The sequence below is a fragment of the Pseudomonas sp. sp1636 genome, assembly GCF_030376615.1.
Lineage (GTDB): Bacteria > Pseudomonadota > Gammaproteobacteria > Pseudomonadales > Pseudomonadaceae > Aquipseudomonas.
On record NZ_JARRAB010000020.1, the window covers coordinates 73,987 to 99,729 of the forward strand.

Genomic DNA, 25,743 nt, shown 5'->3' on the forward strand with positions numbered 1-25,743 from the left:
TTGGAATCAAGGGAGGGGCGATGTTCAGAAGCTATCTACGCTTGGTGCTGTTTGCCTTGGGGCTGTTGGTGGGTGTGCAGGTGCCAGGCTTTATCGATGATTACGGCAAACGTGTCGAAGCCCATCGGCTGGAATCGGAGCAGGGTCTGAAGGGTTTTCGCGCAACCGCCACGCGCTTTTTCAACAGCGACCTGCAGGCGTTGGTGACGCACTATCAGGCCAGCAAGGATCCGGTGATGCGCAGCGACGCGCAGAGCGTGGCTGATCTCGTCGATCGCGCCAGTTTCCTCGAATTGGAGTGGCAGGCCATGCAACGGCCGTGGTACGCCCAGGTCTGGCACCTGGCGACGGCGGCCGATGGCGAGTTGCTGGAGGAAACCTACAGCGCTTACCGTTATCAGGTGCTGCTGGCGCCGCAAGCCATCGCCTGGGGACTGGTCTGTGCCTTGCTGCTGGCCTGGCTGGCGGAAAGCCTGCTGCTGATGGTCGGCGTGCTGCTCGGCGTCGGTCGCAGCCAGAAGGTGCAGCACCGACACTGGCGCTAGCGGGCCGTTGAAGGGCTGGCCGAGCGACCAGCCAGCCCGGAGGTTGGTCGCGCCGTCGAGGAGCGCTCGGGCTCACTGATCGAAGTGGCTGGCGTTCTGGCACAGGCTGGTGGCCAGGGCGAGGAAGCCGTCGTAGAGCAGTTGGTCGTTGCCTGATGCATTGCTGACGCTGGCGCGGATGAACTGCGGTACCGCATTGCGCCCCACGGCGAAGGCTTCGGCCGCGCTGACCAGGTAGTGCTTCTGCTTGAGCTCGGCTTCGATCTCCGCCGCGCGCCAGGGTTCGGCTACCTCGATCCAGTAGTGCGGGCTCTGTGGGTGGCTCCAGTAGTTCAGGCCGTCGAGCAAGCCAGCCACCTGTTTCTTGCGTCTGCCGATCTCGGCGATCTGCTGATGCAACAGCGTTTGCGCGGTGCCGTCATCGATCCAGCGGGTCGCCAGCTCCAGGGGCAGGGGGGTGGCCATCCAGCAGGTGGCCCGTAGCGCGGCGGACAGGCGGCCGATCAGCGACGCTGGCGCATGCAGGTAACCCACCCGCAAGCCCGCGGCCACCGCCTTGCTCAGGCTGCCGATGAGGATGCTGCGTTCAGGTGCGTACTGGCTAAGGGGCGGCGGACGGTCGAGCACCAGCACGGCATGGGCTTCGTCTTCCAGAATCAATAGATTGTGCGCGCGACAGATCTGCGCAATGGCTTGCCGGCGCGCGGCAGAGAGCACAGTGCTGGTCGGGTTTTGCAAGGTCGGCGTGCAGTACAGGGCGGACACCCGGTGGCTGCGGCACAGTTGTTCCAGGGATTCGGGGCGCAGCCCCTGGTCGTCCATTTCGATGCCCAGCAGCTTGATGCCGAGAAAACGTGCGGCGCTGATCAGTCCCGGGTAGGTGAGCTGTTCGGTGACCAGGGTGTCGCCCGCCCGGAGCAGGGCCATAAGGGTGCAGAACAGGCCGTGCTGGCCGCCATTGACGCACACTACCTGATCCGCATGGGGGGCAAAGTCGCCATGGGCCAACCAGCGCGCGCCGGCCTGGCGATAGTGCGGCAGACCGACGTCCGCGGTGTAGCGCGTGAGCTCCTGCAAGGTCTGCGGGTCGTTGCTCAGTTCTTTCAGGCTGTGCGCCAAACAGGCCGTTTCATGCCCTGGGATGTGCATGTTGTGGCTCATGTCGAAGTACCGCTGGGGCTCATCGAGGACGTTGCGAAACCCCGGATCGGCCGTGCGCTGCTGCCCGCGCTGGCGCACGAAGGTGCCGTCACCGACCCGGGCCAGCACCAGGCCCGTGCGTTCCAGTTCGGCGTAAGCGCGGCTGATCGTGCCTATGGTCACGCCCAGTTGATCCGCCAGCGTGCGATGGGGCGGCAGCTTTGCTCCGGCCTCGATAGAGCCTTCGAGAATCCCCGCTTGCAGGGCCAGGGCCAATCGCTGGTACTTGGCGCCCTGGCCTGAGGCGAGTGCGTTCTCGAGTATTGGCACCGTGTCAATAATTCTTTTGACAGCCATATTTCGCCCTAATAGTCTGCTTCGACACCCGATAGCGGGCGGATTGCCTTAGATTTTTCAGCGCATTTCCAATAAATGGAAGAATTGACATCATGCCAATCGCCGTTGCAATTGCCAACACCGAAAAGCTGCGCAAGCAGTGGCTGGCCGGATTCGTCACCAGCCTGCTGTTTTTGATCGTCTGTCTGAGCTGGGGGACTACCTGGCTGGGCATCAAGATTGCCGTCGAGAGCGTGCCGCCGCTGACTGCCGCCGGCTTGCGCTTTCTGATTGCGTTTCCGCTGTTCCTGAGTTTCGCCGCGTTGCGCCGGGAGCCGATCTTCTTCCCCCGGCAAAGCCTCGGCTTCTGCGTGTTCGTCACCTTGAGCTATTTCAGCCTGCCCTATTACCTGCTGAACTACGGGGAGATGTACGTTTCCTCGGGACTCACCGCGTTGCTGTTCAGCAGCATGCCGGTGTTCATCCTGATCTTTTCCGCGTTGTTGCTGCGGGAAAGGATCTACGGTTCGCAGGTGGCGGGCATCGTTATCGGCTTCGCCAGCCTGTTCATGATCATCAAGAGTCAGGGGCTGCACCTGCAAAGTACGGAGTTGCTCGGGGTCTTGGCGATCCTCGCGGCGGCGCTGATGCATGCCCTGTGTTACGTGGTCACCAAGCAGAAGGGCGCTGCCATTAGCGTAATCACCTATAACACCCTGCCGATCGGTCTTGCCGGACTGATGCTGTGCCTCGCCGGGCTGTGGCTGGAGCAGCCGGATTTTACCGCGGTCACCCTGCGCTCCTGGGGCGCCTTGAGCTATCTGGGGCTGGTCGCTTCGGTCGGCGGTTTTATTGTCTATTTTTTCCTGCTCAAGCGGCTCAGCCCGGTGCCGCTGTCGTTCGTGTTCATCATTTTTCCGGTGTTCGCCGTGATCATCGGTGCTTGGTACGAGGGGCGGCCGGTTTCCAGCGATCTGCTCGGTTACTCGGCGCTGCTGCTGGCGGGCTTCGCCATTACCAAGCTCCCGTTGGAAAAAATCCTGGCGAAGAACAAGGCCATGTCCTCGTCATGCAACACGTAACTGGAGAATGGGCGCGACCTCAATAGCCCAGAACCAATTCCGGCCCTAGGTAGGCGTTGACCCGGCTGATGTCGTCGTCGCCGAGCAGGCCCACGGCCGCCTCCAGCTGCAAGCGCGACAGCAGGTAGCGCAACTTGGCTTCCAGCAGGTCGCGGCGGGCGATAAATACCTGTTCTTCGGCATTGAGGATGTCGACGTTGGTGCTGGAGCCGGCGAGGAAGCCTTTCTTGGCCGAGTCCTGCGCGCGTTCGCTGGAGGCGACGGCTCGCTCCAAGGCGGCGATGCGTGCCTGGCCGCTTTGCACCCCGCGAAACTCACGGGTAGTGGCCGAGAATACTTCCTCGCGGGTGGCATTCAGTTCTTCGCCGGCCTGTTCGCGACTGGCCACGGCCTGGCGCACCTTGGAGCTGACGGAGCCTCCGGAGAACAGCGGCATATTGAACTCCAGCCCGGCCGATGCGTAACGGTTCTGCTGGTTGATGGTGGAGATGGAGTCGCTTTCGCTGTCGGTATAACCCAGCACCAGGTCGAGGGTCGGCCAATGTCCGCTGCTGGCCCGGTTGACTTCCTCTTCCGCTACGCCGTGGCTGTAACGCCGCGCCCGCAGGGCCGGGTTGTTCGCCTGGGCCTTGTTTAGCCACTCCTGCAGGGTTTCGGGGTGCAAGCCCGGAGTGGGAAAGTCGTGGCGCAAGGTGGCGACATGCTCGGGCACCTCGCCGAGCATTTCCTGCAGCAGGCGCAGAGCAATCACCTGGTTGTCCTGGGCCTCGATCAGTTCGGCGTAAGCCAGGTCGCGCCGTGCCGTGGCCTGATCGATGTCGGTGACGGTGCCGTCGCCCAGGTCGAAACGCCGTTGCGAAGCCGATACCTGTTGTTCGAAGGCCTTCAGTTTGGCATGCGCCAAGTCGATGGTCTCCCGGGTCAACAGCACATCGAAATAACGCCCGGCCAGGCGTACCGCTACATTCTGGGTTTTTGCATCGAATACCGCTTCGCTATAGTTGGCGCGTTGCTTGCCTTGACGGTACTCGGCGAGCTTCTGCCGATTGAACAGCGGCTGGCGTAGCTGCACGACCAAGTTTTGCGAGTCATAGTCCAGGTCGTTTTCGACCGAGTTGCCGAGCTGGTTATCTTGCGTCTGAGTGCCATCGATGCGGCTTCTGCTGGCACTGGCGCTGAGTTGCGGCAGCAAGCCGGCGCGCCCCTGGGGCCGGTTCTCCAGGCCGGCATCGCGCTCGTGGATGGCGGCGCGGTAGGTTGGGCCTTGCAGTCGCAGAGTGTTCCAGGCTTCCTGCAAATCCAGGGCTGCGGCGGGCAGGCTGGGCAGTCCAAGCAGGCAAGCTAAAGCTAAACGAGCCACCATATTATTGCTCCTTGAAAGCACCATCAATCCTATCGAGCATAGGTTTCATCAGGTAACTCATTAGGTTGCGTTCGCCGGTTTTGATCGTCACGGTGGCCGGCATGCCAGGACGAATCCGGTTGTTGCCGAGCATCTCCATGCCCATTTCGGTCACCTCGACCTCGGCGAGGTAATAGGGTTGTTTGTTGGTTTCATCGATCAGTCGATCCGCCGATACGGTGAGTACGCGGCCCGGGATGTTCGGTGTTTGCGCGTGGTTGAAAGCGGGGAAGGCAATGTCCACCGGCAATCCTGGAGCCATCTTGTCGATGGCCTGCACCGGGATCATGGCGTTTATCTGCAGCGGTTCGCCTGCCGGCACTACATGCATGATAGTCGAGCCGGCCTGAATCACCCCGCCGATGGTGGTGACGTTGAGGCCTAACACGACGCCGTCGATGGGGGAGCGGATCACCGTGTTGGTGACTTCATAGTCGAGCGCGCGCAAACGGTCGGCGAGGGCTGTGGCCTCCTTCTGCGTCTCGGCCAATTGCGACTGCACTTCCTTCTGATGGTTTTGTTCGAGCTGCAGGATGCGCAGTTTCAGTTCGGCTATCTGGTTGCGGGTGCGACCGATCTCGGCGATGTTCTGCGCCAGCGAGGCATTCAGTTCGGCCGCGTTGCGCTCCAGTTCGAGCATGCGATTGCGCGTGACATAACCTTCTGCAGCGAGGCTGCGCACACCTTCCAGTTCCTGCTTGAGAAATTTGATCTGCGCGTAGCGTGAGCCCTGAACCTGGCGCAGGCCTTTGAGCTGCTCTTCGGCGCCGAGGATGTTTTCCCGCAAGATCCCGGCTTCACCGGTCAAGGCCGAGCGGCGGGTGGTCAGCAGGCGCTGTTGCAGACGGGTTGCCGCACGCAGGCGCGGATCGTCGGCGAATTGGGCGAGCAGCTCGGGATCGAAGGCCACTTCGTCCAGACCATCGCGTTCGGCCTGCAGGCGATTTTCAACGGTTCGCACCACTATGTACTGGGAGCTGACCACGCCTTGCTCGGCAATCGCCTGGGTCGAGTCGAGTTCGACCAGGGCTTGGTTGCGTTTCACCAGGTCGCCTTCGCGCACCAGGATCGTCTTGACCGAACCGCCGCTCAGGTGCTGGATGGTCTTGCGGTTGTCGGTCACATTGACCGTTGCATTGGCCACTATTCCGGCATCCAGGGGCGCCAGGACGGCCCAGAGGATAAACCCGCCAAAACCGGCGACCACCAACCACAGTCCCCAGCGTCCGGGGCGGCGGTCGTCGACGTCGATTCCCTGCGGGTTGTTGGCTTGCGGTAGGTTTTTGCTTTCGAATTCAAGATTAGACATGCGTTGTCACTCCTTGGACTTGACCGACGCCAGGTTCGGCGAACCCGGAACGGCCGGCATCACACTGGCCTGGCGGAGTGCATTGAAGACCTCGTCGCGGCTGCCGAGCATCTGCGTCGCGCCCTCACGGAGTACCAAAACCTTGTCGACTATGTTCATTACCGCCGGTCGGTGCGAGATCAGAATCAGGGTTTTGCCGCGCTGTTTGAGGCCGACCAGGGCTTTGATCAACGCCACTTCACCGACGTCGTCGAGACTGGCGTTTGGTTCATCCAGCACGATCAGCGAAGGGTCGCCGTACAGCGCGCGGGCCAGGCCGATGCGTTGCTTCTGGCCACCGGACAGCGAGCCACCGTCCGCGCTCAATGGGGTGTCATAGCCATGCGGCAAGTGCAGAATCATCTCGTGCACCCCGGCTTGCTGGGCCGCCAGTATCACTGCTTCGCTGTCTATCTTGCCGAAGCGGGCGATGTTCTCGGCGATGCTGCCTTCGAACAGTTCGACATCCTGTGGCAGGTAGCCCAGCCAGGGGCCGAGTTCTTCCTTGTCCCACAGGAAGACATCGGCACCGTCCAGGCGCACCTTGCCGGCCGAGGCCTGCCAGACGCCAACCAGCAAGCGCGCCAGGGTCGACTTGCCGGAGGCCGATGGGCCGATTATGCCCAGTGCTTCGCCGGGCGAGACGTTGAACGAGATGTTGCGCAGTATGTTCAGCGATGAGCCGGGCGCGTTGGCGTAGGCGCCCTCCACGGCGAGCATGCCCTGGGGCTTGGGTAGCGACATCCCCGATTTGTGCGCGGGGAAATCTTCCAGCAGGGTGTTAAGGCGGCTCCAGGACGAGCGGCTGGTGAGCAACTGTTTCCAGGTCGCGATGGCCAACTCGACCGGCGCCAGGGCGCGCCCGGCCAGGATCGAACAGGCAATCATCATCCCCGGGGTGATCTTGCCTTCGATCGCCAGCAGTGCCCCGGTGCCGAGGATCAGCGATTGCAGGGTAATGCGCACGAAGCGGGTGGTGCCGTTGATATAGGCCGCGCGATCCGACGCCAGGGTCTGCATCTCCAGCGTGCGCAGGTGGTTGCCGAACCAGCGCTGACGGATGGCGGGAAGCATGCCCATGGCCTCGATGACTTCGGCGTTGCGCAGGTTGTTATTGGCGAAGTTGGCGGAAGCCATGGAAGCCTGGTTGGCTTCGGTCAGCGGCTTGCGGGTGCTGATTTCGGTCAGGTAGGCGAGGGCGATCAGCAGTAGTGAACCGATCAGGGTGACCAGCCCGAGTATGGGGTGAACCAGGTAGATCACCAGCAAAAAAATCGGCGTCCAGGGCGCATCGAAAAAGGCGAACAGGCCATTGCCGGTAAGAAATTGACGCACCTGGGACAGGTCTTGCAGCGCCTGCGCCGGATTCCCGCCTGCGCGGCGCAGGTTGCGTTCGAACGCGGCGCCGAACACGCGCTGGTTGAGCATCATGTCGAGGCGGTTGCCGACGCGAATCAGCACGCTCGAACGCACCACTTCCAGCAGGGCCATCAGTACATACAGGCCTACCACCAGCACGGTCAGCATCAGCAGGGTGGTGATGTTGCTGCTGACCAGTGCGCGGTCATACACCTGCAGCATGTACACCGCAGGGGTCAGCATCAGCACATTGATCACCCCGCTGAAAGAGGCCAGGGCATAGAAGGTCTTGCGCAAGCGGAACAGCACCTCAGCTAGCTCGGAGCGAGGGGACGACAACATATCCATATTGAACCTCCAGGACTGCGGATCTCTGAGTGCTTAGCTGCGGCTAAGACTGCGAGTCGTTGGTCTCTGACGAGCCAGGGCGAGCGCACAAAAATATCTTCGTCAGCCGCCAAAGAAGTGACTTGCCAACTAGGTATAGATCGGTTTTCAGGGTTCACGCAAGCGCAGGAAGGATTCAAACGGGGCGCCCCTTGTTTGAATGTGGGTGAATCTATTTTCTATTGCTGGCAGTGACTTATGATTTGTAAAGGTTTTTGGTATTTTCTCCGACGGACTCTTGACAGGGCTAAGCTCCGAGACTTTAGTCTAGTTGTGAGGAACAGCTGAAAGCATGCCGCGCAGGAGAGGGCGTGGTGGCGTATGTCGGCTGCCAACACTGGGCATTCATCATGAGCAGAGTCTTGTTGTGCGTCACGATCATGCTGTCTGCGCTAGGGCATCTATTCGATCTACAGCTCCCCGTGGCTGATATTCAATGCCGCATTTTTGGGGAATCCTTGCGGGAAAATCCCACTCTAATGAGCACTGCCGAGCGCCACTGGCTCGCGGATGCTCGTGCGTGAGCATTTTGCCGGACGGCCATGCCGCCGCACCTTTGCACGGTGGGCGTGCAGGTACATAACTTCCTGTTTTGTGTTTTGCTCGCCGGGTTGAGGTGGCGCGCTAATGCTGTGATCAGCCCGTAGGGCGTACTCGTGAAGCAGTACGCCGTTAGGCCAAGGGGGCGGCGGACTGTTCGCTGCGCTCACGAGTGGTCGGCGCTGCGGGTCGCCCTCGCCAATGCGGGGCCGTTGCATCGAGCTCGACACTATGAGAGTCGATAGTGAGAGCCACTGGTTGTTGCAACAGCTAGCGGGAGGCATGGCCGAATCGAAACCCCATTGCCACCGGGAGGATTTCGTATGAATGACAAGATCAGGATCGGCATAGTCGACGACCATCCATTGTTGCGCCAAGGGGTGGCCACAACCTTGCAGAAGGAGGCGGACTTCGACGTGGTGGCGCAGGGCGACTCCGCCGATGAGGCGCGGGAGATTGCGGCGCGCTGCATACCCGATGTGTTGTTGATGGATGTGAACATGCCCGGCGATAGCTTTGCCGCGGTGCGCGCGATCAGTAAGGCGCAGCCGGCGGTAAACGTGCTGATATTAACTGTTTCCGAGTCCGAGAATGACGCATTCGCGGCTTTGGAGAGTGGCGCCCGGGGCTATGTACTCAAAGGCGTGAGCGGTCCTGAACTGGTGTTGGCGATCCGCAGCGTGGCCAAGGGGGAAACCTTCATTACCCCGGAGTTTGCCAGCCGCCTACTGAGCCATTTAAGGAAGCATGAAAGTGAAGCGCGTGGCGTCGAACTTACCTGCAGGGAAGAGCAGGTCATCCGTGAGGTCGCTGAAGGGCTGACCAATCGTGAGGTGGCGGCCAAGCTCGGACTCAGCGAAAAAACCGTCAAGTACTACATGACCATCATCATGCAAAAATTCCATGCGCGGAATCGAGTCGAGGCGGTGACAGCGGCTCGGCGTCAGTGGGACATGCAAAAGGGCTGGGATGTCGATATTCGCGCACGATAAGCCAGCTTCCCAGTTGTGCCTAAAGGGCCGGCAGTTCTGACAATCGGCCAGTGACCGGCCGTGGTGGTGCAGTGGTGCTGCCGCTTGTCGGGGGCGATCCAGGCATCGCGACAAACCGTCAGTTGCACACTCAAGAGTTGTCGCTATCGGCCGCCGCCATATTGAACTGGGCCTTGATCCGGGTGCCGTGCTCAGGCGCTGACTCGATGCTGAATCGACCGCCGAGCGACTCCACACGGTAGCGCATGCCGACCAGGCCAAGGCGTGATCGGCCGCGGCTCTTGGCCTGCAGGGCCTCCGCGCTAATACCTGCGCCGGCATCCTCAATCTGCACCTCCAGCAATCCGCCCCGGTAACTGGCACTAACCTGCTGTTGTTTGCCGCCGGCATGGTGAAATGCATTGTTCAGCGCTTCTTGAACCAGGCGGTAAATGCAGATTTTATAGGGCAACGGCACCCCGCTGGGTAAATTGCCCAGGGAGAGTTTCACCTTGCTCTCAGTCCGCAGCTCATGCCGCTGCACCACCAGCTGTAATTCTTCATGCAGGCTCAGCACGTTGATTTCCGGCAAGGCCAGGCCGCGGGAGATGCCGCGAATTTCCCGCAGACTATCCTGCGCTGCACTGCGGATGGTTTCCAAGGCATCGCTACTGGGGTTTTCGCCCTCTTGCAAGTAGCGCTCACGCAGTCCGCTCAACTCATCGATGCGCAGCAGGATCAGGGTCAGCAGCTGTGCCGGGCCGTCATGCAAGTCGGCGCCGAGGCGTCTGAGGGTGAGTTCGGTGATGGTCGAGAACTCATGGCTTGCGCTAGTGATCTTGTCCTGCAAGGCGGTGTTTTGCTGGTGCAGTTGATCCTGCTCGTGCATCTGTTGGCGCAATGCTATCTGCTGCCGTTCGATGATCCGGTCGCCGTGCCTGACAATGCAGAACAGCAGTATCAGCATGGCGATGGAGGCTGCCGCGATGGTGGCCCACACCTCCTGATGGATGCTGCCGATTTCGTGCTCCATTTCGTAGAACTCACCTGCTGCCAGAACCCGTCCACTGCCAAGCTCGCGCAGTGGTACATAGGTTTCGTAGAGCGGAATGTTGAGGCTGTGCTCATAGGCATGTTCCTCCTGATCCAATTCGCTCAAGCTGGTGACTATTTTGCCCTGCATGGCCTGGGCGATGGATTCCGACGGGTAGAACTGGTTCGCTGGCAGCTCTCTGGTGCTGTAGACATTGCTGCCGTCGGGCAGCCAGATTTTCACCGAAACGACATGTTGCTTGAGAGAGGTGTTGCTCATCAGCTTGTCGATGGCTTGCTTGCTGGCATCGGGTAGCGTGCGGGCTGAGGCTAACCCCTGGATATGTTCACTCAGGTACGCCTCCATATAGATAGCCGCGCCTTCGCCTGCACTTTGTGCGGCGGCCAGTTTGATCTGCTGGCTGATCAGGTTGCCGACAAAGGCCATCGTCAATCCCACAGTGATCGTCGCGGCGAACAGAAACCGTGTGGCGCGGCTGAACCTGCCGGCCATGGCCGATAGCTGTTGCCACCATGAGATGTGTGGGGCGCCCGACATCGGCGCGGTTCTGGCCAGCGCCTCATTCGGTGCCTGGAGGGATGCCGCCGACTCTGATTCGGCTTTCGCATCTTTAGGCATATGCGTCTCTCCCGGGTGCTTTGAGCGAGCCGCCGCCGACGGCCGGGCGAGGGCAGGCTGCTGCCCAAACGCCTGCAACCTGTCCTCTTCATAAGCTAGTTGAGGATTCGCGGGTTGTCGGTGATTGCAACCAGGGATTTTCGTGGCCATGCCTCAATTGTGTGTTGCAGGCGCGATCTCTTGCGGAGGGCCGCACCTGTTCCTGACAGGCTAGCGGCATTTCCCACCTCCATGTGGGGCACGCGCCCCGCGGCGAATGCAACCCGCAGGGCTGCCTGCCCATCGTTTCGCGGTATCGCCAAAGCTCGCCCCGAGGTCGGGCCTCCGACGGATCGCAGGCCGTTCGCGCCCGGTGATACAACACCTAACGGATACCGAGCCATTTTCTTGGCTATGCCTCGTTAACTGTTGCCAACACGCCCAGGCGCGAGGATCTGTCCGCAGGCTTCAGCCGCGAAAATTGCGGATAAATCCGCTGCGCCCCCCCCTTATGCGACACGTCGCAGGGACGTAGCCTTTTTCGGCGGCCGGCTAAACACCGGCAACGATCGCGGCTGCAGTCGCGCCTACTTGGAGAGGAACTTCATGCCGTCTTCCAAGCCCTGCAGGGTGAGCGGATACATCTTGTCTTCCAGCAGCTCGCGCAGGATGTTGGTCGAGGCGGTGTAGCCCCAGGCGTCCTTGGGGTAGGGGTTGATCCAGACAAGCTTCTTGTACTTCTCCATAAAGCGTTTGACCCACACGTAGCCCGGCTCTTCGTTCCAGTGTTCGACGCTGCCGCCGGCCTGGGTGATTTCGTAGGGCGCCATGGCCGCATCGCCGACGAACACCACCTTGTAGTCGGCGCCGTACTTGTTCAGCAAGTCCTGGGTGGAGAAGCGCTCCGAGCTGCGGCGCAGGTTGTTCTTCCACACCGACTCGTACACGCAGTTATGGAAGTAGAAGTACTCCATGTGCTTGAACTCGGTCTTGCAGGCGGAGAACAGTTCCTCGCAGACCTTGACGTGGGCATCCATCGAGCCGCCGATGTCGAACAGGATCAGCAGCTTGACCGTGTTGCGCCGTTCCGGGCGCATCTGGATATTCAGCAGGCCGCCGTCCTTGGCGGTGTGGTCGATGGTGCCGTCCAGATCCAGCTCGTCCTGGGCGCCCTGGCGGGCGAACTTGCGCAGGCGGCGCAGGGCGATCTTGATGTTGCGCGTGCCCAGCTCGACCTGGTCGTCGAGGTTCTTGTATTCGCGCTGATCCCAGACCTTGACCGCGCGGCCCTGGCGTTTGCCGGCATCGCCGACGCGGATGCCCTCGGGGTTGAAACCGCCGGAACCGAACGGGCTGGTGCCGCCGGTGCCGATCCAGCGGTTGCCGCCAGCGTGGCGCTCCTTCTGTTCTTCCAGGCGTTTCTTGAATTCCTCGATCAGCTTGTCCAGGCCGCCGAGGGACTCGATCCTGGCGCGCTCCTCGTCGCTCAGCGAGCGCTCGAACTCCTGGCGCAGCCATTCGTCGGGGATCAACGCCTCGATGTGCTGGTTGAGGTTTTCCAGGCCCTTGAAGTAGGCGGCGAAGGCCCGGTCGAACTTGTCGAAGTGGCGCTCGTCCTTGACCAGGATGGTGCGGGCGAGGAAGTAGAACTCGTCCATGTCGGCGAACACCACGTTGTGTTGCAGCGCGTTGATCAGGTCGAGCAGCTCGCGCACCGACACCGGCACCTTGGCCGCGCGCATTTCATTGAACAGGTTGAGCAGCATGGCTGCATCCTCGTGTAATCGTTGACTCCTAAAATCGTTCCAGGGGCTGCGAGCTAGAGCCAGGCAAGGCGAGGGCAGGCGAGGAAGCGGAGTTTACGTCTGTAAATGAGCATTCCGAACCTGATCTCAACGCAGCATGGCCGACGCGCAGCGGTCCTCGGGGCGATTTTCAGCGGCTGGCGCGGCGGCTCATGAACGCCAGGCGCTCGAGCAGCTGCACGTCCTGCTCGTTTTTCACCAAGGCACCGGCCAGCGGCGGGATGGCCTTGGTCGGATCGCGTTCGCGCAATACGGCTTCGCCGATGTTGTCGGCCATCAGCAGTTTCAGCCAGTCGACCAGCTCGCTGGTGGACGGCTTCTTCTTCAGGCCCGGCACCTTGCGCACATCGAAGAACACGTCCAGCGCCTCGGCGACCAGGTCTTTCTTGATGTCCGGGTAGTGCACGTCGACGATCTTCTGCAGGGTCACGCGATCCGGGAAGGCGATGTAGTGGAAGAAGCAGCGGCGCAGGAAGGCGTCCGGCAGCTCTTTCTCGTTGTTCGAGGTGATGATGATGATCGGGCGTTTTTTCGCCTTGATCGTCTCGTCGGTCTCGTAAACGTAGAACTCCATCTTGTCGAGCTCTTGCAACAAGTCGTTGGGGAACTCGATATCGGCCTTGTCGATCTCGTCGATCAGCAGAATCACCCGCTCCTCGGCCTCGAAGGCTTCCCACAGCTTACCCTTCTTGATGTAGTTGCGAACGTCGTCGACCTTGGCGGAATCCAGCTGCGAATCGCGCAGGCGGCTGACCGCGTCGTACTCGTACAGCCCCTGGTGGGCCTTGGTCGTGGACTTGATGTGCCAGGTGATCAGCTTGGCGCCGAAGGACTCGGCCAGTTGCTCGGCGAGCATGGTCTTGCCGGTGCCCGGTTCGCCCTTGACCAGCAACGGGCGCTCCAGGGTAATCGCGGCGTTGACCGCGAGCTTGAGGTCGTCGGTGGCGACGTACGACTGGGTGCCTTCGAACTTCATCGGTAAATCCTCGAACGGTAACGCGCCGGGTAATACCCGCGGGTTCAGTATTTGAAAAAACGACTATACCGCGCAGCCCCGGCGACTGTGAACGCAGACGCGCCATTCAGTCACTGAATGGCGGGTCACGCTTTGCACGTCACAGGAGTCGGCTGGCGTCCCCAGTCGGCTTTCGCCGTACTGGACGGCCGGGCCTGCGCATCATAGGCTTCAGAGCTTGTGAAAATATCGAGCGACGTAGCGAGGCCGTCTCCAGGCGTTCGCGGCAAGGCGCGATACGTGAAAAGCAGGGGAGTTTAGTGAGCTAAATGACCCTGCTTTTCACGTAGCGCAACGCCGCAGCGGGCGTTTGGAGGCGGCCGCAGTAGGCGAGAGTTTTTTCACAAGTTCTCAGGCCTTCTTCCAGCAGCACAGCACAAGGACACCGCCATGAGTCGTATCTTCGCAGACAACGCACAAGCCATTGGCAACACCCCGCTGGTCAAAATCAATCGCCTCGGCCCGGCCGGCGTGACCATCCTGGCCAAGACCGAGGGGCGTAACCCGGCCTATTCGGTGAAGTGCCGGATCGGCGCCAGCATGGTTTGGGATGCGGAGGAGCGCGGTGTGCTCAAGCCCGGCATGACCATCGTCGAGCCGACCTCGGGCAATACCGGCATCGGTCTGGCCTTCGTCGCGGCGGCGCGCGGCTACCAATTGCTGCTGACCATGCCCGCTTCGATGAGCCTGGAACGGCGCAAGGTACTCAAGGCCTTGGGCGCCGAACTGGAACTCACCGAACCGGCCAAAGGCATGAACGGTGCCATCGAGCGAGCCACGGAAATTGCCGCTTCCAACCCCGCTAAATACTTCATGCCGCAACAGTTCAACAACCCGGCCAACCCGGCGATCCACGAAACGACCACCGGTCCGGAAATCTGGAACGACACCGACGGCGCGGTCGATGTGCTCGTTTCGGGCGTCGGCACCGGCGGCACCATCACCGGGGTGTCGCGCTACATCAAGCAAGCCCGGGGCAAGCCGATTATCTCGGTGGCGGTAGAACCGGTCAGCTCGCCGGTGATCAGCCAGACCATCGCCGGCGAGGAGGTCAAGCCCAGCCCGCACAAGATCCAGGGCATCGGCGCCGGCTTCGTGCCGAACAACCTCGACCTGGGCCTGGTCGACCGCGTCGAACTGGTCAGCGACGAGGACTCCAAGGCCGTGGCGCTACGTTTGATGCGTGAAGAAGGCATTCTCTGCGGTATTTCCAGCGGCGCAGCCATGGCCGCAGCCCTGCGCATCGCCGCCGAACCGGCAATGCAGGGCAAAACCATCGTGGTGATCCTGCCGGATTCCGGTGAGCGCTACCTGAGCAGCATGCTGTTCAGCGACTTGTTCAGCGAACAGGAGCTGCAGCAGTAAACGCATCGCGCCGGCTCGGCCCTCCTACAACAGCTGCTAACACCGCTATCCCTGTAGGAGGGCCGTGCCCGTTCCTGACGGGCTAGTGGCATTTCCCGCATCCATGTGGGTCACGCGCCCCGTGGCGATGGCGGACAGCGTCCGCCCAACAATCAAAAGCATCGCGCCGAGGTCGGCCCTCCCACAACAGCAAGAAACACCGCTATCCCCTGTAATCCATTGTTTTTCGGGCTGTTCAAATGCCGATCAGCATGCTAAAACCATTCTATCGAGTGATCTAGCCGCTTGAAAAAGAAGGGAAAAACATGACCAAGTCGGAGTTGATCGAAAGGATCGTCACCCATCAGGGCCAGCTCTCAAACAAAGATGTCGAGCTGGCCATCAAAACCATGCTGGAGCAAATGTCTCAGGCTTTGGCTACGGGTGACCGCATTGAAATCCGCGGTTTCGGCAGTTTTTCTCTGCACTACCGCGCGCCTCGCGTTGGGCGTAACCCGAAAACGGGTGATTCGGTTCGGCTCGATGGCAAATTCGTGCCGCATTTCAAGCCGGGCAAAGAGCTGCGTGATCGGGTCAACGAAGACGAATAAGCACGCTGTTTAAGACTGTTTGAAACTGTCCCCCGCCTTCTCTTTCTCGACCCTCTCCTGCCCAGGCCAAGCGCAGGGCGACGCCGCACGGACGACCGGCCGGCATGGCCGGAGATTGCCCGCTCTCTTCGATGAGGCGCAGCAAAAGCTTCGCCGCTAAAACCTTCTCTCATCCAGCCTCTGCTGGACGCAAAGCGTCCGGCTACGTGCCTGTGCGCGATCGATGGGGCGCGCTATCCCATCGGTGGACTTCGCGATCGCCGTGCGCTGCCACGCCCATGCACCCGCAGCAAATAAAGCGCTGGCGTCAGCTTCAGGCTGCTGGCCAGGACGGATGCTGCCCGGTCAGGGCTTTCCCGCAAGCACAACAAGCCCTGTGCCCATTGCGCGCGCGGGGGTGAAAAAAGATCCATGTCGATCCTCCAGTATCGCAACCCCTGACGGCTTGGCCATGCCAGGGCGATGTGCCATCCGGGCAAAGGCGCCGGCGATGCTGTCGCCCTGATCAGGCGCCAGAGGTGCTTGCGTTGTTTAGGTATAGATCGGTTTTTCGGCATCGCGCAAGGCTGAGAGCCCTGTCAGCGGTCGTCTCCCGATGATGCTGTATTGATTTTTATCTAGTGCTGGCAGTGACTTATGATTCGTAACGGTTTTTATTGTTCTGACCGACGGTAACTTGACAATCTTAAAGACCGGGACTTTAGTCTAATCGTGTGTAATTGCTGATGAAGCTTGCGGCGCAGGAGAGGGCGCGAAGTTTGTGTCAGCCAGCCAACACTGGATGAACATCATGAGCAGAGTCTCGTTTCACGTTTCGGTTATGTGGTCACCGCTAGGGCACTTCTTCGACCCGCAGTTCCATGGGCCACCTCGTGCCTGAAATTCAACGCTGAGTTCTCTCGGCGTTGATGGGGCAAATTCAACTCTAGTCGTACACCGACGCGCGTAAGCATGTTGGTGCGAGCAGTTTTTGGCCTTATCCCAGGCATCGCCACCCGTAACCGTTCTGTATTGCAACGCTGAGCCACGCTTTTGCGAGGATTTGCATGCACGTGGCTTCCTGTTTTTTGCGTTTTGTGCGCAAAGCACCGAGGGAATAGAAATGGCCAACTTCATCAAGTCCGATCTCGAGTTCATTCTTCAGCAGATCCTGATTGCCGAAGCCCATGCGGCGGGTGCGGATCTGCTCGATCTGCTTCCGAATACAGAGGTAGGTTTTGGCCTGCGCACGGTCGATGGGTCGTTCAACAACCTGATCGAGGGACGCAACCTGTTCGGTGCTGCCGACACGCTGTTTCCTCGGCTGCTCACCCCGGTATTCAACGCTGCCGAGGGCGGCACCTCCTATACCCAGACCAGCGGCTTGGTGTTCGACTCGCAGCCGCGCACCATCAGCAACCTGATCGTCGATCAGACCGCCAATAATCCGGCGGCAGTGGCCGCGGCGGCAGGTAATGACGGCGCTGAAACCGTCGTGAGCCCCGGCCTGGATGGCATCTTCGGTACGCCCGACGACAAGGATGTGTTCCTTATTCCGAACATTGCCCCGGACGAGGGGCTCTCCGCACCCTTCAACCAGTGGATGACCTTCTTCGGCCAGTTCTTCGATCATGGGCTCGACCTGGTCACCAAGGGCGGCAATGGCACGGTGTTCATGCAACTGCAGCCGGATGACCCGCTGTTCGATCCGACCCCTGGCGCGCCGAATTTCATGGTGCTCACCCGGGCCACACAGGTGGCCGGGCCTGGCGCGGATGGGATACTCGGCACTGCCGACGATACCGTGGAGCATGAAAACACCACGTCTCCGTTCGTCGACCAGAACCAGACCTATGGCTCGCATGCCTCGCAACAGGTGTTCCTGCGCGCCTATGCGGTCAACGCAGAAGGCAAACCGGTTGCGACCGGCAAGTTGATCACCAATCGCGACCTCGGCCCCGATGGTCAGTTCGGTACTGCCGATGATGTCGAAATCGGCGGCATGGCGACCTGGAAGGTGGTCAAGGCGCAGGCCCGCGACATTCTCGGCATCAATCTGACCGATGCCCAATTCGACAACGTGCCGCTGCTCGCCACCGATCAATACGGCAACTTCATCAAGGGCCCCAACGGCTATCCGCAGGTGGTAATGGCGGGCAACGTCCTGGTCGAAGGCGACCCCTTGGCCAATGGCGGGCTGGGCATCAGCCTGGACAACGCGATAGGCACCAATCACCAGTTCCTGATCGACATCGCCCATAACGCGGTGCCGGTATTCGATGCCGGCGGTAATCTGCTGCCAGACAGCGACAGCGCCGTCGGCCTGTCCGAGGCGGGCACTTATGACAACGAGCTGCTCGACGCCCACTACATCGCAGGCGATGGCCGGGTTAACGAGAACATCGGCCTGACCACGGTGCACCACATCTTTCACTCCGAGCACAACCGTTTGGTCGAGCAAACCAAGAGTGTGCTCATCGAGTCGGGCGATGTGGCTTTCCTCAATCAGTGGTTGTTGACCCCGGTTGCAGCAATACCTGCTGACCTGTCGACGCTCGATTGGAACGGCGAGCGCTTGTTCCAATCCGCCAAGTTCGGCACTGAAATGCAGTACCAGCACATCGTGTTCGAGGAGTTCGCGCGCACCATTCAACCGCAAATCGATGCCTTCATCGATTTCGACGACACCATCGATCCGTCGATCGTCGCCGAGTTCGCGCACACGGTTTACCGTTTCGGCCACTCGATGTTGCTCGAGACCATCGACCGTCTGGATCCGAATTTCGTCTCCAGCGAGATCGGCCTGATCGCCGCTTTTCTTAATCCGTTGGAGTTTGCCGCCAGCGGCCCCACTCCCGATGAGGCGGCTGGCGCCATCATCCGCGGCGTGACCCGCCAGGTCGGTAACGAAATCGACGAGTTCGTCACCGAAGCCCTGCGTAACAATCTGGTCGGTCTGCCACTGGATCTGGCCGCGATCAACATCGCCCGTGGCCGAGATACCGGTGTGCCGTCCTTGAATGCGGCGCGTCGTGAGTTCTATGCCGGCACCGGCGACGCCCAACTGAAGCCCTACACCAGTTGGGGCGATTTCGTGCTGAACATTAAACACCCGGAATCGCTGATTAACTTCATCGCCGCCTACGGCACCCACTCGACCATCACTGCCGAAACCACCCTCGCCGGTAAGCGTGCAGCGGCCTCGGCTATCGTGCTCGACGGCGCTGGCGCCCCGGCAGACCGTCTCGACTTCCTCAACAGCACCGGTGCCTGGGCCAGCGACGCTAACGGTGTGACCACCACCGGCCTGGACGCTATCGACTTCTGGATCGGTGGCCTGGCCGAGGCGAAAATGCCGTTCGGCGGCATGCTCGGTTCGACCTTCAACTTCGTCTTCGAGACCCAGCTCGAGGCGCTGCAGAATGGCGACCGCTTCTATTATCTGCACCGTCTGGCTGGACTGAATTTCGTCCATGAGTTGGAGCAGAATTCCTTCGCCGAACTGGTGATGAACAATACCGATGCGACCCACTTGCCGGGCCTGCTGTTCCTGACTCCTGGGTTGATTCTCGAGGTCGATCAAACCAAACAGTTCACCGGCCTTAACGAAGCGGGCCCAGACGGTATACAGGGCACCGCCGACGATGTCGTCGGAGCGGACTTGATCGACGGCAACTCGGATCCCGACAGCGGCGACCCGCTGATGCCGTTGGTGATCCGCGACAATCCGGCGACCGCTGGGCCGGACGCCAACTACCTGCGCTATACCGGCGATGAGCACGTGGTGCTCGGCGGCACCGCCGGCGACGACATCCTTATCGCCAGCATTGGCGACGACACCCTGTATGGCGACGAGGGCAATGACCGCCTCGAGGGTGGCCATGGCAACGACGAGATCCAGGGCGGCGCCGGCGACGACATCATCACCGACATGGGTGGCGACGACGTGCTCAAAGGCGGCGACGGTAACGACGTGATCCACGGCGGTCCGGGTGTGAACCTGATTATCGCCGGTAAGGGCAATGACTTTATCGTCACCGGCGAGGACATCTCCGAGGTGATTGCCGGCGAAGGCAACGACTTCATTCTGGGCAGTAAATTCAACGTCCAGCAAGCCGGTAATGAAGGCGACGACTGGATCGAAATCGGCACCCAGGACGGTGCGCCCGGCGACAACTTCGACCCCTTCGGCCGAGACCAGGTAATCGGTCACGACGTCTTCGTCGGTGATGGCACCTTCGATGAAATGATCGGCGAGGGCGGCGACGATATCTTCGTCGGCAGCGCTGGTCCGGACAAGATGAAGGGTATGTCCGGCTTCGACTGGGCCACCTTCAAGAACAGCCGCAATGGCGTGAGCATTGACTTCTTCGCCAATGCCTTCAATGAAACGCCGATTGCCGCGGCGCTTGCCGCAGTTACCACCAAATATGCCCAGGTTGAAGGGCTGTCGGGCTCGGCCTTTAGCGACTATCTGCGCGGCGATCACGCCGACGCGGCGCAGATTGCCGCTGCCGGTGCTTATGGCAGCGTGCTGACCAATGCCTACATCGACAACATCGCCGGCCTGCGGGCGTTCCTCGGCAGTGCGGCTGCCGGCCCGGACGGCATCTTGGGTAACGCCGACGATCAGTTCGGCTCCGGCAACATCATCCTCGGCGGCGATGGCAGCGACATCATCGAAGGCCGTGGCGGCGATGACCTGATCGATGGCGACAAGTGGCTGAACGTACGCATTAGCGTGCGCGAGAACAATGATGGCACAGGGGCTCAAATCGCCAGTTTCAACAGCCTGAAAGACATGGTTCCACTCATGCTGAACGGCACTTACAACCCTGGCCAACTGGTGATAGTGCGTGAGTTGATGGACGGCGCAGGCGGCTACGACACCGCCATGTTTACCGGCAACCTCGCCGACTACATCGTCAGTGTCGACGCGAGCGGCACCGTCACCGTGACCGATACCTTCGTCGATGGCGATGGAACCGACCGGCTGACCAATATCGAGCGTCTGCAGTTTGGCGATGGCGCGCTGGTGAGTGACGGGGCGGGGGGCTTTGTCCAGGAAATCGCAGGCACCCAGCAGAACGGCAACTTCTCGCCGCTGGGGCAGGTGCAAATCCTCGGTACAGTGGCATCCTTCCAGACGCTGACCGCCTCGATTGCCGGTGTAACCGATGGCGACAACGCAGCGGGCGGGGCTATTACCGGTCGGGTCAGCTACTACTGGCAGGTTGAACTGGTGCCTGGGGATGGCTTCTTCGAGGACATCGTCGGCCCCGGCGGTTTGCCGGTGGTCGGTCAGACCTTCAGAGTGACCCCTGACCTCGAAGGCTTGAACCTGCGTGCCAGGGCGGTCTATCAAGACCAAAACGGCGTGCTGGAAAATGTTTTCTCGGCACCTACCGCCGATGTAGTTGCCGGCGTTGCGCCCGGCCCTGTGGCTCCGCTGCCAGCCGAGTCCAGTACTACCAGCCCGGGCATCCACCTGATCCGCTCGGATCTGCAGTTCATCCTCGATTCGATCAAGATTGCCGAGCAGCACGCGGCCGGTGCGGACTTGCTGTCCCTGCTGCCGCATGAACGTTCGACTCTTGGCCTGCGCACGGTGACGGGGGAATTCAATAACCTGTTCGCCGGGCAGAGCCAGTTCGGCGCGGCGGACACGGTATTCCCGCGTTTGCTGGATCCTGTATTTAATGAAGCGGAGCCTTTGGATGTAACAATGGGTGGTGACGGTGTTACCCCCACGTCGTACAACCAAACCAGCGGCTTCGTGCAGGACAGCCAGCCGCGCACCATCAGCAACCTGATCGTCGACCAGACGCCAAGTAACCCGGCGGCGGTCGCTGCGATGGCCGCGAATCTGGGCTCGCAGAGCATCAAGAGCCCCGGCCTGGACGGTGTGTTCGGCACCGCCGACGACAAGGATGTGTTCTTCATCCCCAACGTGGCGCCCGACGAGGGGCTGTCCGCGCCGTTCAACCCGTGGATGACTTTCTTCGGCCAGTTCTTCGACCATGGTCTGGATCTGGTGACCAAGGGTGGTAACGGCACGGTCTTCATTCCGCTGCTGCCGGATGACCCGCTGTTTAGCACGGCGCCGGGTGCACCGAACTTCATGATGGTGACCCGCGCCACTCAAGTGAACGGTCCAGGTGCTGACGGTATTCTCGGTACCGCCGACGACACCACACATGAGGCTGAAAACACTACCTCGCCGTTCGTCGACCAGAACCAGACCTACGGTTCGCACTCCTCGCAACAGGTATTCCTGCGCGCTTATGAGATCAATGATGCCGGCGCGCCAGTGGCCACCGGACGCCTGATCACTAACCGCGACCTGGTCGATGGCGTGTTCGGTAACGGCAACGATGTAGAAATCGGTGGCATGGCTACCTGGGCCGTGGTCAAGGCGCAGGCGCGGGACATCCTTGGCATCAATCTGACCGATGCCGATGTCGACAACGTACCGTTGCTGCGCACTGATGCTTACGGCAACTTCATCAAGGGCCCCAACGGTTTCCCGCAAGTCATCACTGGGCTCGGTCCTGACGGCATCCCCAACACGGCCGATGACGTGGTTATAGAAGGCGACCCCGACGCGAATGGTGGGCAGGGTATCAGTCTGGCCACTGCCGTGCGCACTGGTCACCAGTTCCTCATTGACATTGCCCACAATGCGGTGCCGGTCTTCACCGCCGGCGGTGGCGCCGACGGCATCCCCAGGACTGCGGATGATCTTGATCCGAGCGCCTACGACAGCGCGTTGCTTGACGCCCACTACATCGCCGGTGACGGTCGGGTTAACGAAAACATCGGCCTGACCGCGGTGCACCACATCTTCCACTCCGAGCACAACCGGATGGTCGAACACACCAAGGACGTGGTGCTGGCGAGCAACGATGTGGCCTTCATCAACGAGTGGCTGCTGACCCCGATCGTCTCGCTACCGGTTGGCCAAGCGGCGATCGATGCCCTAGAGTGGAACGGCGAGCGGCTGTTCCAGGTCGGTAAGTTCAGCACCGAGATGCAATATCAGCATCTGGTGTTCGAGGAGTTCGCACGCACCCTCCAACCGCAGATCGACGTCTTCATCGGCCCGACCCAGGGCTATGACGCCGACATCGATGCGTCGATCGTTGCCGAGTTCGCGCACACCGTGTACCGCTTCGGTCACTCGATGCTGACCGAGACGGTCGACCGCCTCGACCTCAACTTCAATGTCGTGGGGGACTCTAACCCGACAGAAGCAGGCAATCAGCAGATGGGCCTGATCGCCGCCTTCCTTAATCCGTTGGCGTTTGTTGATAGCGGTCCGACCCCGGACGAAGCCGCCGGCGCCATCGCCCGCGGGCTGACCCGCCAGGTGGGTAACGCGATTGACGAGTTCGTCACCGAGGCGCTGCGTAACAACCTGGTCGGCCTGCCGCTGGACTTGGCCGCGATCAACATCGCCCGCGGCCGCGATACCGGCATTCCCTCGTTCAACGCGGCGCGCCGCGAGTTCTACAACATGACCGGCGACAGCCAACTGAAGCCGTACACCAGTTGGGTCGATCTGCTGCAGAACCTCAAGCACCCGGCGTCGGTGATCAACTTCATCGCCGCTTACGGTACTCATGCCGAGTTGCTGGCGGCTGACGTCAATACGCTGGCTGAAATGCGCGCGGTGGCGACCGCACTCGTACTGGGCGGTACGGCCACTATTAATGAAGGGACAGCGGAACAGCGAATCTTTGACGCTGATCTGATTGCCGGCGACCGCCTGGACTTCCTCAACAGTGTGGGCGCCTATGCCAGTCTGGCTAATGGCGTAACCACCACCGGGGTCGATGCCATCGACTTCTGGATCGGCGGTCTGGCCGAAGCCATCATGCCCTTTGGCGGCATGCTCGGCTCGACCTTCAACTTCGTCTTCGAAACCCAACTGGAGGCCCTGCAGAACGGCGACCGCTTCTACTACCTGGATCGTACCGCCGGCCTGAACTTCGTCACCGAACTGGAGAACAACTCGTTCGCCAAGATGGTGGCGAACAACACCAGCGCGACTCACTTGCCGGGGCTGATCTTCCTGACTCCGGGGCTGATCCTCGAGGCCGATCAGAGCAGGCAGCACACTGGGCTCGATGAGGCCGGAGCCGACGGCATACAGGGAACTCTCGACGATGTGATCGGAGCCGACGGCATCGCCGGTAACTCGGATCCTGACGGCGACGTGATGCGTGACGACCCCAGCACCATTGCGGTGGAGGCCAACTACCTGCACTACACCGGTGATGAGCACGTGGTGCTCGGCGGCACCGACGGCAATGACACCCTGATCGGCAGTATCGGCGACGATACGCTCTGGGGCGATGCCGGTAATGATCGTCTGGAAGGCGGTCATGGCAACGACATGATCCGCGGTGGCGCCGGCCACGACATCATCACCGACATTGGCGGTGACGATAATATCCAGGGCGACGACGGCAACGACGTTATCGCCAGCGGTAACGGCATCAACCTGAACCTCGGCGGCTTCGGTCAGGACTTCATCATTAACGGTGAAGACAGCACCGAATCCTTCGGCGGTCCGGGCAACGACTTCATCCTCGGCAGCAACGCGGATGAGCAGAACGCCGGTAACGAAGGCGACGACTGGCTCGAAGGCGGGCATCTGGACGGTAGCCCAGGCGACAACTTCGACCCGCTCGGGCTCGATACCGTGATCGGTAACGACGTCTACATCGGTAGCGGTCTGCCGGACATCATGAACAGTGAGGGCGGCGACGACATCATGGTCGGCAGCGCCGGCCCGGGCGACAAGTACATCGGCGCCTCCGGTTTCGACTGGGCAACCTTCAAGGACGACCTCACGGGTGTCGATATCGACCTGACCGTACGTGCCATCGACGCAGCGCCTGGGCCGGTGGCCGCCGGCATCCTGGCGCGTTTCAAGGAAGTGGAAGGCCTGTCGGGTTCGCGGCACAGCGACATCCTGCACGGCGATGATGCCGACGCCGCGGTGATCGCCACCGCCGGCTTCCAGGGCAGCGTGCTGACCAACATCGCCCTGATCAACGGTCTGCAGGAGTTGCTCGACACCGCCATTGGCGATGGCGTCAACCCGGTCACCTCCTTCGGTGCCGGCAACATCATCCTCGGCGGCGACGGCAGCGACATTCTCCATGGCCGCGGTGGCGACGACATCCTCGACGGCGACAAGTGGCTCAACGTGCGCATCAGCGTACGCGCCGGCATCGACGCCAATGGTTTGCCGGTGGGGGACGAGATCGCCACCTACGACAGCATGAGGCCTCTGGTTCCGCTGATGCTCAGCGGCTTCTACAACCCGGGGCAATTGCAGATCGTTAGGGAAATCATGCCGGGTGCTGGTGGCTTCAACTTCGACACCGCCTATTACGACGGTCTCGCAGCGGACTACCTCATCACCGAGAACCTCGCCAACGGCACCTTCACCGTGAACGACCTGGTCGGTATCGACGGTGTCGACACTCTGATTGGGATCGAACGGATTCAGTTCAACGACGTGGCGGTCGTGCTGGTTGATGGCCTGAACGCCGAACCAGTAGGTCTGGCTTCGATCAACGACAACACGCCGGAAGTCGGCTCGCTGCTGAGCGCAGGGGTCGAAGGTGTGACCGACGCCGATAACCCAGGGCTAGGCAGGGTCACCGGGCCAGTGAGCTACTACTGGCAAGCCGACTTCACCGGCACCGGGCTGTTCGAAGATATCCTGATCACGACCGGTCTGGGCGTGGAGAGGGCCACCGGCAAGACCTTCCGCGTCACCAATGACGTCGAAGGCTTGGCCCTGCGCGTCATGGCCATTTACAAGGACGCCAACGGCGTACTCGAGACCGTGTTCTCGGCAACGACTGACCTGGTAGCAGCGGTTTCGGTCAACGACGCCCCGGTCGGCACCATGCTGATCAGCGACACGACGCCGGTGATCGGCCAGCTGCTAACCGCCACTCGCGCCTTCACCGACCCGGATGGCCCGGCTAACCCTGTGCTGTCGTACCAATGGCAGTCGGGTAACGGCGGCGTCTTCAACAACATCGCCGGCGCCACCACCGCCACCTTCACCCCGACCCTGGCCCATGCCGGACTGCAACTGCGGGTCAGGGTCACCTACACCGATGACCTTGGCACGCTGGAGACAGTGACCTCGGTGGCGACGTCGGTGGTGACCAGTGTGATCGTCGGTACGCCGGGGGATGAT

13 protein-coding genes are annotated in these 25,743 nt (G+C 61.1%); 6 read left to right on the top strand and 7 right to left on the bottom strand.

All coding sequences use genetic code 11. From position 1 onward, the window contains the following. Window positions 1-20: 20 nt before the first annotated feature. Window positions 21-545, top strand: coding sequence for a DUF2937 family protein (locus tag P8H27_RS17890; RefSeq protein WP_289639026.1), 525 nt, complete (start codon window positions 21-23; stop codon window positions 543-545). Between the two features lie 72 nt (window positions 546-617). Here the strand turns inward: P8H27_RS17890 and P8H27_RS17895 are convergent, their stop codons facing one another. Then, window positions 618-2,042: a PLP-dependent aminotransferase family protein gene (locus P8H27_RS17895; protein WP_289639027.1), complete on the bottom strand. Its 1,425-nt coding sequence runs from the start codon at window positions 2,040-2,042 to the stop codon at window positions 618-620. 143 nt (window positions 2,043-2,185) lie between these two features. Between P8H27_RS17895 and P8H27_RS17900 the strand changes: the two genes are divergently transcribed. Beyond that, the gene (locus tag P8H27_RS17900) at window positions 2,186-3,103 is read left to right on the top strand and encodes a DMT family transporter (RefSeq protein WP_289639040.1); all 918 of its coding nucleotides are present in this window, start codon (window positions 2,186-2,188) and stop codon (window positions 3,101-3,103) included. 19 nt (window positions 3,104-3,122) lie between these two features. Here P8H27_RS17900 and P8H27_RS17905 read toward each other — a convergent pair whose 3' ends face one another. The 3 genes from P8H27_RS17905 to P8H27_RS17915 are packed head-to-tail and all read right to left on the bottom strand — an operon-like array spanning window position 3,123 to window position 7,560. Next, on the bottom strand, window positions 3,123-4,466 hold the full coding sequence (locus tag P8H27_RS17905; protein ID WP_289639028.1) for a TolC family outer membrane protein: 1,344 nt from the start codon (window positions 4,464-4,466) through the stop codon (window positions 3,123-3,125). A 1-nt stretch (window position 4,467) separates the two neighbouring features. Then, complete coding sequence (locus P8H27_RS17910) at window positions 4,468-5,814, bottom strand: HlyD family type I secretion periplasmic adaptor subunit (protein WP_289639029.1); 1,347 nt, start codon at window positions 5,812-5,814, stop codon at window positions 4,468-4,470. A 6-nt stretch (window positions 5,815-5,820) separates the two neighbouring features. Continuing rightward, window positions 5,821-7,560, bottom strand: coding sequence for a type I secretion system permease/ATPase (locus P8H27_RS17915; protein ID WP_289639030.1), 1,740 nt, complete (start codon window positions 7,558-7,560; stop codon window positions 5,821-5,823). A 902-nt stretch (window positions 7,561-8,462) separates the two neighbouring features. Between P8H27_RS17915 and P8H27_RS17920 the strand changes: the two genes are divergently transcribed. Beyond that, the gene (locus P8H27_RS17920) at window positions 8,463-9,131 is read left to right on the top strand and encodes a response regulator transcription factor (RefSeq protein WP_289639032.1); all 669 of its coding nucleotides are present in this window, start codon (window positions 8,463-8,465) and stop codon (window positions 9,129-9,131) included. A gap of 130 nt (window positions 9,132-9,261) precedes the next feature. Here P8H27_RS17920 and P8H27_RS17925 read toward each other — a convergent pair whose 3' ends face one another. The 3 genes from P8H27_RS17925 to P8H27_RS17935 all read right to left on the bottom strand — a co-directional run bounded on the left by P8H27_RS17925 (window position 9,262) and on the right by P8H27_RS17935 (window position 13,542). After that, complete coding sequence (locus P8H27_RS17925; RefSeq protein ID WP_308446826.1) at window positions 9,262-10,932, bottom strand: ATP-binding protein; 1,671 nt, start codon at window positions 10,930-10,932, stop codon at window positions 9,262-9,264. A gap of 416 nt (window positions 10,933-11,348) precedes the next feature. Then, window positions 11,349-12,527 (bottom strand): VWA domain-containing protein, encoded by a 1,179-nt coding sequence (locus tag P8H27_RS17930; protein ID WP_289639033.1) that lies wholly within the window; start codon window positions 12,525-12,527, stop codon window positions 11,349-11,351. A 169-nt stretch (window positions 12,528-12,696) separates the two neighbouring features. Then, window positions 12,697-13,542, bottom strand: coding sequence for a MoxR family ATPase (locus P8H27_RS17935; protein WP_289639034.1), 846 nt, complete (start codon window positions 13,540-13,542; stop codon window positions 12,697-12,699). Window positions 13,543-13,971: 429 nt separating this feature from the next. On the opposite strand from P8H27_RS17935, the gene cysK reads away from it, so the two are divergent. The 3 genes from cysK to P8H27_RS17950 form a co-directional block, all read left to right on the top strand. Beyond that, window positions 13,972-14,946, top strand: coding sequence for a cysteine synthase A (gene cysK, locus P8H27_RS17940; RefSeq protein WP_289639035.1), 975 nt, complete (start codon window positions 13,972-13,974; stop codon window positions 14,944-14,946). Window positions 14,947-15,251: 305 nt separating this feature from the next. Further along, on the top strand, window positions 15,252-15,536 hold the full coding sequence (gene ihfB, locus P8H27_RS17945; protein WP_172149193.1) for an integration host factor subunit beta: 285 nt from the start codon (window positions 15,252-15,254) through the stop codon (window positions 15,534-15,536). A gap of 1,102 nt (window positions 15,537-16,638) precedes the next feature. Then, a partial coding sequence (locus P8H27_RS17950; protein ID WP_289639036.1) for a peroxidase family protein occupies window positions 16,639-25,743 on the top strand: 9,105 nt, incomplete at its 3' end.